This window comes from Mangrovibacterium sp., from assembly GCF_059905295.1.
In genome coordinates, this window is record NZ_JBZQJF010000186.1 from 1 (window position 1) to 16,180 (window position 16,180).

The window sequence follows — 16,180 nt, forward strand, 5'->3', positions numbered from 1 at the left end:
CTACACCGGCTATTTCAAAAGTTCAGTAGGCTTCAAACTAATTCGCGATGTAGGTAGCTGGGCAGAACAATGGGGTAGCTCTGACGGTGCATTGACTCCGGTTCATAACGACGGAGGCTCGCAAAACTTCTTCGTACCTGAAGATGGCTATTACACCATCATTCTCAATTCAATAACAAATGAGATGTCAATCACGGCAGCAACAATCACACCGGACCAGTACAGCTCAATCTCAATGATCGGTGATGTTACCGATTGGTCAACCGATGTTGAACTGTCTGCAAGTGAAACGGAGAACAATCATGTTTGGTACGGAACTTATACCTTCTCAGCAAACTCTGCATCCGATGGTGGAATCAAATTCCGCGTAACCGGCAGTTGGGACTTTAACTGGGGAGCAGCTGATTTCCCGGTGGGACTGGCTACTTCGGGCGGTAAAAACATCCTTTACGAAGCCGGAACCTATGTTATGATTTTCAATGACATTGACGGATGTTATTATTTTATCAAACAATAAAATACTAAACTATGAAATACATTAAATCACTCATATACCTCTGTACAGCCGGTGCTTTGATGCTGACATCCTGCGACCAGTACGACGACCAAATTGTTGCAGAACCTGGTGCTTATGAACAGGAAGCATTGCTTGATAACAGCTTCGTTGCCGAAACAACAATGGATAGTTATACCATTGAAGAGGCTGCCAAAGACGAATCAGTAGCCGTTGTGACCATCACAACGGCATTGGCTCCAACCGACGCCAATGCCAGCCTTAGCTATGACCTGCAGGTAGCAACTGATGAAGATTTCACAGATGCAACATCAATCGATTACACTTTAAGTGAATCAACCATTAGTGTCAAAAATTCAGACTTAAACACGCTGATTTTAAATTTGACACAAAGTGAAGATGAAGTTTCAATCTACTTCCGTTTATATGCTTACATTACCAATAACGGATTGAAAACGATGCAACTGGCATCGACTTCAGCATCCTCCCCAATGACAATGCTCATTACGCCCTATTCGGTAATGAAACTTTACACCAAGGTAGATGCTGTTTATCCTTATTACATCGTTGGGTTAGATGGTGTTTGGGACAATTCAGTTGCAGGTCTTGGGTCTTCCTTGATTCCGCTAGGCCTAGTAAGCGGAGATGCTTATAATTCAGCAGGTGCCGGCACCTTTGTTTACACCGGTTATTTTTCGGCATCTACCGGGTTCAAATTAATTGGAACAGTTGGCAGCTGGGATGAACAATGGGGAAGCTCCGATGGTGCTCTTACTCCTGTTCATAACGATGGTAGTTCTTCAGACTTTCAGGTTCCATCTGACGGATATTATACCATCACCCTAAACTCAATAACCAATGAACTGACCATTGAGGCTTCCGATGTTACACCAACCAGTTATACCTCTATGGGATTAATTGGCGATATTAACGGCTGGGGAGGCGATGTTGCAATGACCTCTAACACGAGTGCCGGTGGCCATATTTGGTATGTAACCTATACATTCGACAATGCCAGTGGCGAAGTCAAAATCAGAGCCAACGGGAACTGGGATGTTAACTGGGGATCTGCCGATTTCCCGCAAGGAATCGGAACAGCCGGTGGTGATAACATGCTTTACACCAGTGGTACTTACACCCTAATTTTCAACGACATTGACGGGTGCTATTATTTCATCCAAAATTAATTTCTAAAATCTATTGATACTCACCATAAGGTCGCACAACGTTCGCGACCTTATGGTATTTTATCTTTAAACAGGGTGTAATATGAAAAGAAATCTACTAGGGTTAAAAGTTAGCTGGGTAATTAGTTTGATGTTTCTATGTCGATTCGCATTCTCCCAGATATCGACTGATCCTGCATTTCCATTAGTAAGTCAGCAAGTTACCATCACCTTCAACAGTGCCGACGATAGTAAATTAGGCTACTATACCGGTGATTTGTACGCCCACACGGGTGTGATGATTGAAGGGAATACCGAATGGCAACATGTCATTGGAACCTGGGGCGACAATACCATCCAACCTCAATTAACCTACCAGGGAAATGGTATTTATACACTTACCATAACTCCCGATATCAACAGCTATTATAGTGTTTCGGATAATGAAACCGTCACTCAACTAGCCTTTGTATTTCGTTCGGCTGATGGCAGTAAACAAACCTACAATATATTCGCCAACGTATATCAATCCAGTCTAGCGATAAGCCTAAACTCCCCCACCAATCAACTCATTTCCCAAAATGAAAATATTACAGTTTCGGCTGAGGCTTCCGTTGAAGCAGACCTGACGCTGAAACTGGATGAAACCCTGCTGGCTTCAAATACAGGAAGCAGCATCTCAACCACCACAACAATAACCGAAACCGGCTGGAAATGGCTCATTGCTTCAGCCACTGCAGATGGATCCACAGTTTACGATTCACTTCATGTTTTTATCAGCCCTGCAGTAAGTGAGGAAAGTATGCCTGCCGGTTACAAACAAGGCATCAATTATATCAGCGATACAGAAGTCGGACTTGTCCTACTGGCTCCCAACAAAAACGACATTTATGTTTTGGGTGATTTTAACGACTGGACACCGTCAACCGAATACCAAATGAAAAAAGATGGTGAATATTTTTGGCTGACCATTAACAACTTAACACCTCAACAAGAATACATTTATCAATACTGGATTGACGGCGACATTCGGGTTGGCGATCCGCTTTGTGATAAAATCAGTGATCCTTACGACGACAGCTATATCTCCGGCGATGTTTATCCCAACCTGATTGCTTATCCAAGTGATAAAACCTCGGGACGGGCATCGGTGCTACAGACCGGGCAAACAACCTACCAATGGAAAACCAGCTCGTGGACTTTACCAGCCAAAGAGGATTTAATGATTTATGAATTGTTGATTCGTGATTTTACGGAAGAAGGCACCTACCAGGCGGTCATTGATAAGCTGGGCTACCTGGAACGATTGGGCGTAAATGCCATCGAGCTGATGCCCTTTAGTGAGTTTGAAGGCAACAGCAGTTGGGGTTATAACCCGAATTATTACTTCGCTCCCGACAAAGCTTATGGCACGAAGGACGACCTCAAGGAATTGATCGACTCGATCCACAACCGCGGCATGATTGTCATTCAGGATATGGTGCTGAACCACGCCTATAACAGCTGCCCCATGGTAAAAATGTACTGGGATGCGACCAACAATCAACCGGCTGCAGACAATCCCTGGTTCAATCAGACTTCACCCAACACGACCTACAGTTGGGGATCGGATTTTAACCACGAAAGCAGCTACACCAAGGCTTTTGTTGATACAGTCACCAGCTATTGGATGAACGAATACAAGGTCGATGGCTTCCGCTTCGACTTTACCAAAGGCTTTACCAATACAGCCGGAGATGGCTCTGCGTACGACGCATCGCGTATTGCTATTCTGGAACGCATGGCGAATCATATCTGGTCCGTAAAACCTTCAGCATACGTTATTCTGGAGCATTTTACAGCCAACTCGGAGGAAAAGGAATTGACAAGCTACAGTAAGGGCATGATGGTTTGGGGAAATGGCAACTACAATTTCAACGAAGCCACCATGGGCTGGAATGACAATTCGGACTTTTCGTGGTCCTCCTACCAGGATCGTGGATTTTCTCAGCCCGGTCTGGTGGCTTACATGGAAAGTCACGATGAGGAACGCCTGATGTACAAAAACCTGGAATACGGAAATTCATCCGGCGACTACGACATTACGCAACTAACAACAGCCTTGGCAAGAAACGAGATGGCCGCAGCTTTCTTCTTTAGTTTAGCGGGGCCCAAAATGATCTGGCAATTTGGAGAATTAGGCTATGATTACTCGATAGAGGAAAACGGACGTGTCGGTGAAAAACCTGTCCGATGGGATTATTTGGATGATGCGAACCGGCTAAAGCTTTTTGATGTCTATTCGGCCATGTTAAGGCTAAGAGCGCAATATCCGGTTTTCACCTCAGGGACGGAAACCCGCAATTTGAGCGGAGCATTAAAGTCGTTGCAGTTGGTAAAAGATGGTCATCACGTGACAGTGATCGGTAACTTTGGAGTAAGTTCGGCCACTATTCAAGCTCCGTTTTCTCAAACCGGAACCTGGTACGAATTTTTCACAGGACAGGAGTTTACGGTCGGCACAACCAGTCAATCGATCACGCTGGCTCCCGGCGAATACCGACTCTATTCCGACCAAAAACTACCGGCTTTTAACGATCTGGCAACAGATGTTGAAGATCCGCAACAAGAGGTTTCCGAACTTTCGGTCTTTCCCAATCCGAGTAGTTCACGCGTCTTCATCAATTGCAACTCAAACATTAAAAATCTTCAGGTTTTCAACCTTCAAGGTAAACTGTTAAAGCAAAGTCAACCATTAAAAGAGAATGTAGAACTGGATGTCAGCAACTTACCAACAGGGATTTACCTGCTACAAATAAGCAATGAGAAAACCACTTATCAGGAAAAATTAATCAAAACAGAATAATCAACATGAAAAATTTAGTACTCGTTATTTTAGTACTGCTAAGCTTTTTTGCTCATGCAGAAGAACTAAAATCCCCCAACGGCGAACAAAGACTCGAATTCGAGGTGAAAAACGGGCATCCCACATATGCCCTCTTCTACAAGGATCAACCGGTTATTAAAGAAAGCACCCTGGGCTTCGATTTGAAAACGGAAGCCGATTTGCTGGATGGGTTTGTACAGGAAAAGGTTGACCGCTCAAGCTTCGACGAAACATGGGAACCGGTATGGGGCGAAGAAAAGAGCATCCGCAATCATTATAATGAAATGGCAGTTACCCTAAAGCAACCAGCGACTAATCGTTTGATGATTGTCCGTTTTCGTTTGTTTGACGACGGTCTGGGATTCCGCTACGAATTTCCGGAGCAGCCTAACCTGATCTATTTTGTTATTAAGGAAGAAGAAACACAGTTTGCCATGCCCGGCGACCTAACTGCATGGTGGATTCCAGGCGATTACGACACCCAGGAATACAGCTATCACAAGTCGAAATTATCGGAAATCCGAGGCTTGATGAAAGAAGCAATCACCCCTAATGCATCGCAAAAACCAGCAGGCCCAACTTGTGTGCAAACTGCCTTAATGATGAAAACCGACAATGGCCTTTACATCAACCTGCACGAAGCAGCCTTAATCAATTATTCGTGTATGCACCTGGATCTGGATGATGAGAAAATGATTTTCACCTCTCACCTAACACCGGATGCTGTTGGCGACAAAGGCTACATGCAGGCACCATGCACCAGTCCTTGGCGCACAGTGATTGTTTCGGACAAAGCCGGCGACATCCTGCTGTCACATATCACCCTAAACCTGAACGAACCATGTAAAATAAAAGACACCTCATGGATAAAACCGGTAAAATACATTGGTGTTTGGTGGGAAATGATTACCGGTAAAAGCACCTGGGCCTACGCCGATGTACCAAGTGTTCAGCTTGGCGTAACCGACTATTCAAAACTAACACCCAACGGCCGCCATGCAGCCAATACGGCACATGTGAAAGAATACATCGACTTTGCCGCCAAATATGGTTTCGACGGTGTTTTGGTTGAAGGCTGGAATATTGGCTGGGAAGACTGGTTTGGCCACTCCAAAGATTATGTGTTCGATTTTGTAACGCCCTACCCCGATTTCGATGTTGATGAAATTCAGAAATATGCTGCATCCAAAGGCGTACAAATGATCATGCACCACGAAACTTCCGGTTCTGTCCGAAACTACGAGCGCCACATGGATCAAGCCTATCAGTTTATGGTGGACCATGGGTATCACGCCGTTAAAAGCGGCTATGTAGGCAATATCATTCCACGTGGCGAGACCCATTACAGTCAATTCATCAATAACCATTACTTGTATGCTGTCAAAAAAGCAGCCGACTATAAGATCATGGTCGATGCACACGAGGCAGTACGCCCAACAGGCATTTGCCGTACTTACCCCAACCTTATCGGCAACGAGTCGGCACGAGGAACTGAGTACGAAGCTTTTGGCGGAAACACGCCCGACCACACAACAATTCTTCCCTTTACCCGCTTACTTGGCGGCCCGATGGATTATACACCTGGTATTTTCGAGCAGGATGTAAGCAAGTACAATCCGGACAATCACTCATGGGTAAACACAACAATTCCACGCCAACTGGCTCTTTATGTTACCATGTACAGCCCCTTGCAAATGGCGGCTGACTTGCCGGAGACCTACGAAAAATACCTGGATGCGTTCCAGTTTATTGTTGACGTTCCGGTTGATTGGGACGACACCAAAGTGCTGGAAGCCGAGCCGGGCGACTACATCACTTACGCCCGAGAAGGAAAAGGAACGGAGAACTGGTTCGTTGGCCGTACAAACGATGAAGAGCCGCGTACCTCAAACATCAGCCTGAACTTTTTACCTGCCGGCGAAAAATACCTCGCAACGGTTTACCACGACCAGAAAGATGCGCATTACAAGAACAACCCCAAAGCTTACCAGATTGACAAATACGTGGTAACGAACAAAAGCAAGTTTGAATTGTTTTGTGCTCCGGGAGGTGGTTATGCCATCAGCTTGATTAAAGTGAATGATCCAAAAGTCCTAAAAGGCATCAAAAAGAAATAGTGTGATTACTGAAGACGCTCTATAAGGGAAACAGAGCATTGATTCCTTGGGGGAGGAATCAAACAAACCAAAAGTAGGCCGTCTCAAAACAAGTTTTTGGGACGGCTCTTTTATTTCCAAAAGTCAACGGGAATACCAAACCCCTCCTGCTGGGGTTATCACCCCTTCTGCATGGGGTTATCACCCCTTCGACATAGGGTTATCATCCCTTCGACATGGGGCTATCATCCCTTCGGCATGGGGTTATCACCCCATCGGGATGGGGCTAAACGACCTACTGTTGCGGGAAAGGTGCTAAACAAGTAAACGCTTTCTATTAAAGCTTTCGGAAGTACTCTTTCGAAGCATTACAGATCGGACATTTGTAGTCTTCCGGTAAATCTTCGAATGGTGTTCCAGGAGGAATCCCCATGGTCGGATCACCAACTTCCGGATCATACACGAAACCACAAATCAAGCAAACATGTGGCTCCGCCCCCTCTGGTTTGGGTTCTTCCTCTATCACTGGTTTATTCGCCTCATCTTCTTTTCGTTCTTCATCCAACTTATCTTTTTCCAAATAAGTCGGGGAGTTTTTCGGCGAGAACATTTTGTATTTCTCCCGGTACCAGGCGTAAGTCAGGGGATCGTCTTCCGACAACAGATCACTGTCCTGCACTTCGCCAATCACCAACCAGTGACTTCCCAAATCAATTTCCTGATGTACTTTGCAGTCGAACCAGGCAACCGCCTCATCCAAAACAATCGGAGCCCCGGTGGCAGCAGTAATCAAATCTCGCTGATTGAATTTATCAATCTCATCTCCCGACATAAAACCGAAATCGCCAATAATTTTGATATCCAGCTCCTTCTTCAAAACCGACACGGAGAAAATCCCCGACTTCCGAATAACCTCGGTACTCCGGTTATCCTTGTGACACGAAATAGCAATTAACGGCGGCTTCGACGTCACCTGGAACACCGTATTGGCAATGTACCCGGCCTTTTTACCCTCATAAACAGATGCAACTAAATAAAGACCGTATGATAATTTATGAAAAGCTCGAAGTTTCATGGTGGTAATTTTAATGTTGAAAGACTAAGGTAGGCAAAACAGGCTAATTATACCATCATTCTCGTCAGTGTAAATTAGCATATAAAAATACAAAGAGCGATATCGCACCGGCTTTGAACTGAGAATAGCTTCGAAACAAACTGTATTAAATGGAATTGACAAGACATACTAACCTTTGTTTAGCCTGCGAACATGCACGCCCCCAAAGACTATAGAACAATTTTGAAAAGATACTGAACTTTTAAAAAAAGACTATAGAAGAAATTTTAAATGCTCCGTATCTTTTGGGCAAAAGATACGGAGCATTAGAGGAAATCATACGTAACATTTGGGGAAATGGAACGGAAGAATTGGGAAACAGCTCAGATCTGATTTACCAAAAGCCTGTTTAACTTGCTTCACCCCTGTAGAAAATTAGTATTTTACACCGATTCATCAAGGCGAACAAAGAGGAAGCCCAATGCCCCCATCGCGATGAGAAGGTCAAAAACTTCGGTAATTATCGATTTCTGTGAAACTATTTTAGAATCGAACTCTGGTTAATATCATTTTAACTTCATCTTCCTTTCCTTATATTTGTCAGCTACTGAAAAAACAACCGGAACCAAACATTTCAGGCTTAGTTATAGCCGTTTACCAAAAACAAATAGAATAACTAGCGGTCGACGACCCGAAAAAAGTGTTTTTAGAATGATTAAAAGAATTAGTCTTGTATTTTTTGCGTTGGCATTTGCTTACGTTCAAGTATCCGCCTGCACCAATTTCCTGATTACCAAAGGTGCGACAGTCGATGGATCGACCATGATTACCTATGCCGCCGATTCGCATGTATTGTACGGCGAACTTTACTACCAGCCTGCGGCAGATCATCCGGAAGGTGCAATGCGTGACATTCACGACTGGGACTCTGGAAAATATATGGGCCAGATTGCAGAGGTTCCGCACACCTATAGTGTTATTGGGAATATGAATGAATACCAGGTGGCCATCGGGGAAACAACATTCGGTGGAAGATCTGATTTATATACCCAGGAAGGCGCTATTATGGACTACGGAAGCCTGATTTACGTAGCCCTGCAACGTGCAAAAACAGCTCGGGAAGCCATAAAAGTAATGACTGATCTGGTTGCAGAATACGGTTATGCCAGCGAAGGTGAATCCTTTTCCATTTCGGATCCGAACGAAGCATGGATCATGGAAATGATCGGTAAAGGTGAAGGCGAAAAGGGAGCCGTTTGGGTAGCCATGCGCATTCCTGATGGTTACATCTCGGGACATGCCAACCAGGCCCGCATTACAACTTTCCCCTTAAACGATTCCGATAATTGTCTGTATGCTAAAGATGTGATTGCTTTTGCGCATGAAAAAGGTTGGTTTGACGGAAAGAATAAAGATTTTAGTTTTTCGGATGTTTATGCGCCGGTTGACTTTGAAGGTGCACGCTTCTGTGAAGCTCGCGTTTGGGCCGGCTTCCGGAAAGTCGCTTCAGGCATGGATCAATACACTGATTATGCAGAAGGGAAAGTAGAACATGGAGGTGAAAATAATTACGCATCAAACCGAATGCCTTTATGGGTAAAACCAGACAAAAAGCTTACAGTTAAAGATGTGATGGGAATGATGCGTGACCACTTTGAAGGAACAGATCTGGACATGACCAAAGATATTGGTGCCGGTCCCTACAAATTACCGTATCGCTGGAGACATTTAACCTGGACTGTTGATTCCGTTGAATATTGTAACGAACGGGCGATCTCAACACAGCAAACAGGTTTCTCTTTTGTTGCTCAGTCGCGTAACTGGTTACCGAACCCGATTGGCGGAATTCTTTGGTTTGGCGTAGACGATACTTACAGCACCTGCTATGCCCCAATGTACTGTGGAATTAATCAAATTCCGGAATGCTTCCGTGTAGGAAACGGCGACATGCTGACTTATTCCCCTACTTCCGCCTTCTGGACGTTCAATAAAGTTAGCAACTTTGCTTATCTGCGTTACGATGCCATGATTGGACACATTCAGGATACCCAGGCAGCCATCGAAGGTAAATTTATTGAGCGCACCCCCGCAATTGATGCTGCAGCAAAAATGCTGTACGATACCGACGGCGCTGAAAAGGCAAGGGAATTTCTGACAACCTATTCGGTCAACGAAGCCAACGGCATGACTGCTGACTGGGAAAAACTGTTTGAATATTTACTAGTCAAATATATGGACGGTAACGTAAAGAAAGAAAAAGACGGTAAGTTCGAACGTAACGAGTGGGGAGTCGCCGTAGCACCGGATCAACCCGGATATCCGCAATGGTGGTACGACGCAATCGTTAAAAGTACAGGCGATCACTTTAAAGTAATCGAAAAATCTGAACATTAAACGAGGATCTATCGTTCTATAAAACAGTTCATCCCGCTAATTTTTTTTCAGATAAAAATAGCAGCAGGCTTTGAACCAATTTATTTTTTACTATTTTTGCGCAAAATTTATGCAATCTCTTAGACCGAAAACGGTGTAACATTGCCACTTAAAACTTATAATGATGGACTTAATTAAAGTAGCAGAAAGCGCATTTGCAGCTGAGCAAGCAACAGAATTGCCAGCATTCGGCGCAGGTGATACAATCACAGTACACTACAAAATTAAAGAAGGAAACAAAGAACGTGTTCAGGATTTCCGTGGTGTAGTGATCCAAATTAAAGGAACTGGTGTTACTAAAACATTCACCGTTCGTAAAATGTCTGGTAACATTGGTGTTGAGCGTATCTTACCATTGTCATCCCCATTCATCGAAGGTATTGATGTAAACAAAAGAGGTAGTGTACGTCGTAAGCGTATCTTCTACTTGCGTGGCCTTACTGGTAAGAAAGCCAGAATCAAAGAAAAAAGAGGTTAATTCTAACTTTGACAATATTAAAAGGTCTCCAATTCGGAGGCCTTTTTTTGTACACAAAAACCGGATAAATGATAAAAATCAAAACTTCCGGAGAACAGATCGTTTAATTTAGCTTAAAACTTACAACCTATGCCCTTTCTTCAAAAAGAGAAAATTTTCAGCATTAGCTGGTTCAGAGACTACAGTTACATTACCATTGGCTCATTCATTTTAGCCGTTGGATTTGTCTATTTTATTTCTCCGCACAAGATTGTTCCGGGCGGATTGTTTGGTGTAGCTATCGTTGTTCACTACCTCACAAAGGGTATGTTTGAAATTTGGCCTGATGGTTTTCCAATCGGTCTGTTTAGTTTGCTGGTCAATATTCCGTTAACCCTTGCCGGAATTAAAATTCTGGGACCGAAATTCGGAATGAAAACGGTCGTCGGATTTGTTCTAAGCTCGGTTTTTATCGACTGGATCACTTATTTACGGGTTGATGGTGAAGCACCATTGGTACACGATGTACTGCTTTCCTGCATATTCGGAGGGGTACTTATCGGTGTTGGCACAGGCCTAATCTTTAAATCCCGAGCAACTTCAGGCGGCTCTGACATCATCGCTATGATTATTGCCCGGTATTCGGGCATGCCACTTGGGCAACTGATGATTTATGTTGACTCAGCCATTGTCCTTCTTGGTTTAGCAGCCTTTCAGGACTGGCAAATTCCACTTTACTCCTGGCTGGTCATCTACATTTCTGGTAAAGCAATCGACATCACACTCGAAGGGGTAAGCTACCACAAGGCCCTCATCATTATTTCATCCAAACACGAAGAAATAAAACAAAAGATATTGGTTGACCTCGAACGGGGTGGTACTTACTTCAATGGGAAGGGTATGTTCACCAACGAAGAAAAACAAATTATCTATACCGTAGTAAATCGTCGTGAAGTGGCAATCCTCGAGAAATTCATCGGCTCAATAGACCCGGATGCATTTATTACAGTGATGGATACGAAAGAAATTTTGGGCGAAGGATTCCTGTCGTTAAAAACAAAAGTAGAAGACTAAAGGCAACAACAAGACTTGTTCAGGTCATTTAAGCAAAAAGGGCTGTCCAAAAAGTAAATTTGGACAGCCCTTTTAGTTTTGATTGATGTCTTATTCAACAAGAGTGGCAATTAAACGTGCCCGCCCCTATTTCTTTTTGTATAAGCGAATCCAATCAAGCTCGAACTGGTGAGGTAGCTGCTGTGGCGGCTCAACAACAATCGAACTCATATTGATTCGCAAAGGAGCATCAGGCATCGATTGCTGAACGGAGTAAATCACCTGGTTATTGATTTTCCACGAAATTTGACCATTCCCCCATTCAACGCTGAAAATATAAAACTGACCAGCAGACAAACCGCCTAAGGATTCAAACTTTTGATTGCTGGCGCCGTTCAGTCCCAAACGACAAACTGTTCCGGCTTCCAACAAATTCAGATGGAAGGTATGCTGATCATCTGCCAGGCAAAATAGATCAACCAATTGTTTATTCGGCTGATATTTAATTTTAGCCTCCAATACGCCGCTTTTCAGCTGATAACTTTGCTTACTGCTAATGATTCCGGCTGAATAATCGAAGATAACCGGGCTAAATCCAACCGGGAAGTTCCACACCAATGAATCGGTTTGCTCTTTCTTAACCGTCAATTTTAACATGCTGTCCGATTGCAAAATATTTTCACCATTGGTATAAGCCTGTAAATCTCCTGCTTTCGAGAAGTTTTTACCAATGGTATTCTCGGCCACCTGGCTGATTGGTTTCCACTTGGTCTCGTCGAGCTTGCCATCTTCAAAATTGTCTTCCAACAACAATTCGTGATTTTCGAAGAAACTAAAATCAGCAGCCGATTTCCGATACTTTTCGTAAACCTTAAACCGAGGCTGCTCTTTCAACTCGTTATAAGTTTTCTCTTTTTGATAAGCTTCTGTTTTCTCCCAACGGTTTGGATCTTCCAAAAACTCTTTGCGGGTAACGAACGCTTCTGATTCAATTTCTTTCTTCAACTCTTCATAGCGAACCCGTTTCGGTGAGTTCACTATCTCTTTATAGTTTTTATATACTTTCTGATTCGGGAATTCAGTCCAGAATAAAACATCAGCTGATTTCGACAAGCTTTGATAACGTTCAAACTTTTTATGGGCCGCAGTACTTTCAAAAGTTTCATCGCCCTTCGGCTTGAAAGCTTTTTTGTCGGCATCGTACTTTTTAGTTTGGACATAATCGCGCAATTCGATAAACTCTTTAATCAAGTCACTTCCTTCCAGTTGTTGGTATTTTTGAAAGTCGGCAGAGTCTTTCGTCACATAAAAGTCTTTTATTTTCGGGTCTGCATCCAACTTTTCAAACTCGGCAATTGCTTTCGCCTCCGGACTACCGGCATACTTTAACGATTTGGTTTGTGTACTTTCCTTTTTGAAGCTATCTGAATTAACGTATTGCTCCAACTCGAGGTATAGTTTCAGATCAGCAGAGTCTCTAACATTACTATATTCCTGAAAATCAGAAAACAATGCATCCCTTTTGTTTTCTACCTTAGGCGTATTTTTAAGCCCTTTGAAAGTACTTAGAAAAAAGAGTTTAAATGACATTTTATGTGAATTTTGATTCGTTTTTGTTCTGTTAAAAATAAGAATAAAAATATACGTTGGGAGATTTTTCAGATCTCCGCGAAAAAGATTATTTTCAACATCAAATTTTAAAAAGCATGTGCACTATGGGAATCAAAAGAATCTTATCACAATTCTTATTGATCTTTAGCCTTTTCGTTTCAACCCCTGTTTTCGCTCAGAATTTTTTCAATACCGATTACGATCCTGAAAAATCATATATTCTGCTGACTCACCCAACGGTTGAAAACATCGAGCGCATCCGTTACTTAATTGATAACCGCATACTTTATGTAGGAGAAACGGAATTTATTGGAATTTATTTTTACGCCGAGCGTTACGACTACTCGGAAACGATAAGATACATCAGGGACAACAACCTTGAAAATTTTCATTTACAAAGACTTACAGGAACATTAACCCTTGATAATATTTTTGAGCCGAACGATTTTACCAACAATTTCGACATCATGTTTAGCCAGTCGAAAGGGATAATTTTATTTGGAGGCCCTGATATTCAACCCGAAGCATACGGTGAAGAAAAAACCTTATCGGAGGTAAGCGATCCTCAACGATGCCTGATGGAACTTTCTTTTCTGTTTCACCTGCTCGGAAGTAATAAAAACCCGAATTATACGCCCTTCCTCGAACGAAATCCAAAGTATATGGTTCTGGGTATTGGCTTAGGCATGCAGGAAATGAACGTAGCGACCGGAGGTAAAATGATCCAGGATATTCCGACGGAACTGTATGATGCGCATACACCACAGGAAATTGTGCAGCTCGACCGCGATAATATTCATCGCAATTATTGGCAGGAGATTTTCAATAACCCGCAGCTGATGCCCTATAACTTTCATCCGCTGCGCCTCGAAATCGGAAGCTTCTTCCAGGATGAAGTGCATTGGAAAAAAAGCAATATTTCGCCCAAAGTTCTAAGTGCCCATCACCAGGCTGTTAAAGATCTGAACAGCTGTTGGGATATTACAGCCAGATCCATGGACGGCAAAGTAATTGAAGCCATTCACCACAAAAAATACCCGAACGTTTACGGCGTGCAGTTTCATCCGGAAATACCGGCTTTGTTCGAGGATAAGGAAATGTATAAATTTTCGCCCCGCGATGTACCGGAAACCTATCACCAAATTATTGGCCGCGACGGTGACAAATTCCTCAAACTGTTCTGGAAACGCGTATCCCGCTCAATTAATTAGCCAGCTGAATCAGGTGTACTCAGATCACCAGTTCAGACAAACAGCCAGATGCCGCATCAATGTATACGGAAGTCCAACTTGCTGCATATCTGCTTATCCTGAAATACGACGACAGGCCTGCGCTAATTTCTTGAAAAAGTTCTATTTTTGCAGCTCGAAATTCGAGACGATTGGATTTTGCCGGTCATCGTATTTCGACCTTTGATAAGGATTTGCATTTATAATTATTACCTCTTATGGGCTTTTTAGAAGAAATTAAACGTCGCAGAACATTTGGAATCGTCAGCCACCCCGATGCCGGGAAAACCACTTTAACTGAGAAGTTGTTGCTTTTTGGTGGTGCCATACGCGTTGCCGGTGCTGTAAAAAGTAACAAAATTAAGAAAGGAGCAACCTCCGACTTTATGGAAATCGAGCGCCAGCGTGGGATCTCGGTTGCTACATCGGTAATGGGTTTCGAATACCGTGACTATAAAGTAAACATCCTCGACACACCGGGTCACCAGGACTTTCAGGAAGATACCTTCCGTACCCTGACGGCGGTCGACAGTGTAATCATCGTAATTGATGCTGCCAAAGGGGTGGAACCGCAAACCGAAAAGCTGATGAACGTGTGCCGCATGCGCAAAACGCCGGTAATCGTATTCATCAACAAGCTCGACCGCCCATCACGCGACACCTTCACCTTGCTCGACGAGATTGAAGATCAACTGAAAATTAAAACCCGCCCATTGAGTTGGCCAATTAACAGTGGAGCCGACTTCAAGGGGGTATATAATATATATAAGAAGAGCCTGAACCTGTTCGATGCCGATGTGCAGGAAATTCAACCGGCCATTAAGTTTGCCGATCTGGATGCTCCGGAGCTGGAAACACATATTGGTAAAGATGCCGAAATGTTGCGTGAGGAAGTTGAGCTGGTAGAAGGCGTTTACCCCGAATTTGATCGTGATACATACCTGGCTGGCGATTTAGCTCCCGTATTTTTCGGATCGGCCTTGTACAATTTTGGTGTTCAGGAATTGCTGGATGCATTCGTAGAGATTGCTCCAACACCCAAACCAAGTTTCACGGAAGAACGCGAAATCCAACCGGAGGAAGAAGGCTTCACCGGCTTTGTATTTAAAATTCACGCCAACATCGACCCAAATCACCGAAGCCGCATTGCTTTTGTGAAAATTTGTTCGGGCCGCTTCGAGCGCAACGCCGTTTACAAACACATCCGTACCGGGAAAAATATGCGCATCTCAAGCCCAACAGCCTTTATGGCTTCACAAAAAGAAGTGATTGACGAGGCTTTCCCCGGCGATATCATCGGGGTGCCCGACACCGGCAACCTGATTATTGGCGACACCATTACTTCAGGTGAGGAAGTACATTTTAAAGGGTTACCGAGCTTTAGTCCCGAGATGTTCCGCTACATCGAGAATGCCGACCCAATGAAATCGAAGCAGTTGGCCAAAGGAATTGACCAGTTGATGGAAGAAGGAGTTGCACAGCTGTTTACCAGCCAGTTTAATGGCCGCAAAATTATCGGAACGGTAGGTCAGCTGCAGTTTGAAGTCATTCAGTATCGTTTGGAGCACGAGTACAATGCCAAGTGTCGGTTTGAGACCTTATCCATGCACAAAGCTTGCTGGATTGAGTGCGACGATCCGCAAATGCTGACCGAATTTAAAAAACGGAAACACCAGAAAATGGCAACCGACAAAAGAGGTC

General features: G+C 43.7%; 11 protein-coding genes. 9 read left to right on the plus strand and 2 right to left on the minus strand.

Features of this window, described 5'->3' with window-relative positions:
• The 4 genes from AC37HE_RS09975 to AC37HE_RS09990 form a co-directional block, all read left to right on the plus strand.
• A partial coding sequence (locus AC37HE_RS09975; protein WP_500782686.1) for a cadherin repeat domain-containing protein occupies positions 1-517 on the plus strand: 517 nt, incomplete at its 5' end.
• An 11-nt stretch (positions 518-528) separates the two neighbouring features.
• Positions 529-1,701 (plus strand): SusE domain-containing protein, encoded by a 1,173-nt coding sequence (locus AC37HE_RS09980; RefSeq protein ID WP_500782687.1) that lies wholly within the window; start codon positions 529-531, stop codon positions 1,699-1,701.
• An 82-nt stretch (positions 1,702-1,783) separates the two neighbouring features.
• Positions 1,784-4,525 carry an alpha-amylase family glycosyl hydrolase gene (locus tag AC37HE_RS09985; protein WP_500782688.1) on the plus strand — a complete coding sequence of 914 codons (2,742 nt, stop codon included), beginning with the start codon at positions 1,784-1,786 and terminating at the stop codon, positions 4,523-4,525.
• Positions 4,526-4,530: 5 nt separating this feature from the next.
• Positions 4,531-6,663, plus strand: coding sequence for a glycoside hydrolase family 97 protein (locus AC37HE_RS09990; RefSeq protein WP_500782689.1), 2,133 nt, complete (start codon positions 4,531-4,533; stop codon positions 6,661-6,663).
• Positions 6,664-6,979: 316 nt separating this feature from the next.
• Here the strand turns inward: AC37HE_RS09990 and AC37HE_RS09995 are convergent, their stop codons facing one another.
• On the minus strand, positions 6,980-7,717 hold the full coding sequence (locus AC37HE_RS09995) for a flavin reductase (protein ID WP_500782690.1): 738 nt from the start codon (positions 7,715-7,717) through the stop codon (positions 6,980-6,982).
• A gap of 690 nt (positions 7,718-8,407) precedes the next feature.
• Between AC37HE_RS09995 and AC37HE_RS10000 the strand changes: the two genes are divergently transcribed.
• From AC37HE_RS10000 to AC37HE_RS10010, 3 genes are all read left to right on the plus strand, one after another.
• A complete protein-coding gene (locus AC37HE_RS10000; RefSeq protein WP_500782691.1) occupies positions 8,408-10,090 on the plus strand; it encodes a dipeptidase in 1,683 nt (560 codons plus the stop codon).
• Positions 10,091-10,250: 160 nt separating this feature from the next.
• Positions 10,251-10,607 carry a 50S ribosomal protein L19 gene (gene rplS, locus AC37HE_RS10005; protein WP_500782692.1) on the plus strand — a complete coding sequence of 119 codons (357 nt, stop codon included), beginning with the start codon at positions 10,251-10,253 and terminating at the stop codon, positions 10,605-10,607.
• Positions 10,608-10,736: 129 nt separating this feature from the next.
• Positions 10,737-11,660 (plus strand): YitT family protein, encoded by a 924-nt coding sequence (locus tag AC37HE_RS10010; RefSeq protein WP_500782693.1) that lies wholly within the window; start codon positions 10,737-10,739, stop codon positions 11,658-11,660.
• Positions 11,661-11,786: 126 nt separating this feature from the next.
• On the opposite strand, the gene AC37HE_RS10015 is transcribed toward AC37HE_RS10010, so the two are convergent.
• Positions 11,787-13,229 (minus strand): glycoside hydrolase family 16 protein, encoded by a 1,443-nt coding sequence (locus tag AC37HE_RS10015; RefSeq protein ID WP_500782694.1) that lies wholly within the window; start codon positions 13,227-13,229, stop codon positions 11,787-11,789.
• Positions 13,230-13,354: 125 nt separating this feature from the next.
• Between AC37HE_RS10015 and AC37HE_RS10020 the strand changes: the two genes are divergently transcribed.
• Together AC37HE_RS10020 and AC37HE_RS10025 are read left to right on the plus strand one after the other, a co-directional pair.
• Complete coding sequence (locus AC37HE_RS10020; protein WP_500782695.1) at positions 13,355-14,461, plus strand: gamma-glutamyl-gamma-aminobutyrate hydrolase family protein; 1,107 nt, start codon at positions 13,355-13,357, stop codon at positions 14,459-14,461.
• Between the two features lie 236 nt (positions 14,462-14,697).
• Positions 14,698-16,180 (plus strand): peptide chain release factor 3 (locus AC37HE_RS10025; RefSeq protein WP_500782696.1); only part of this gene is annotated, 1,483 nt, incomplete at its 3' end.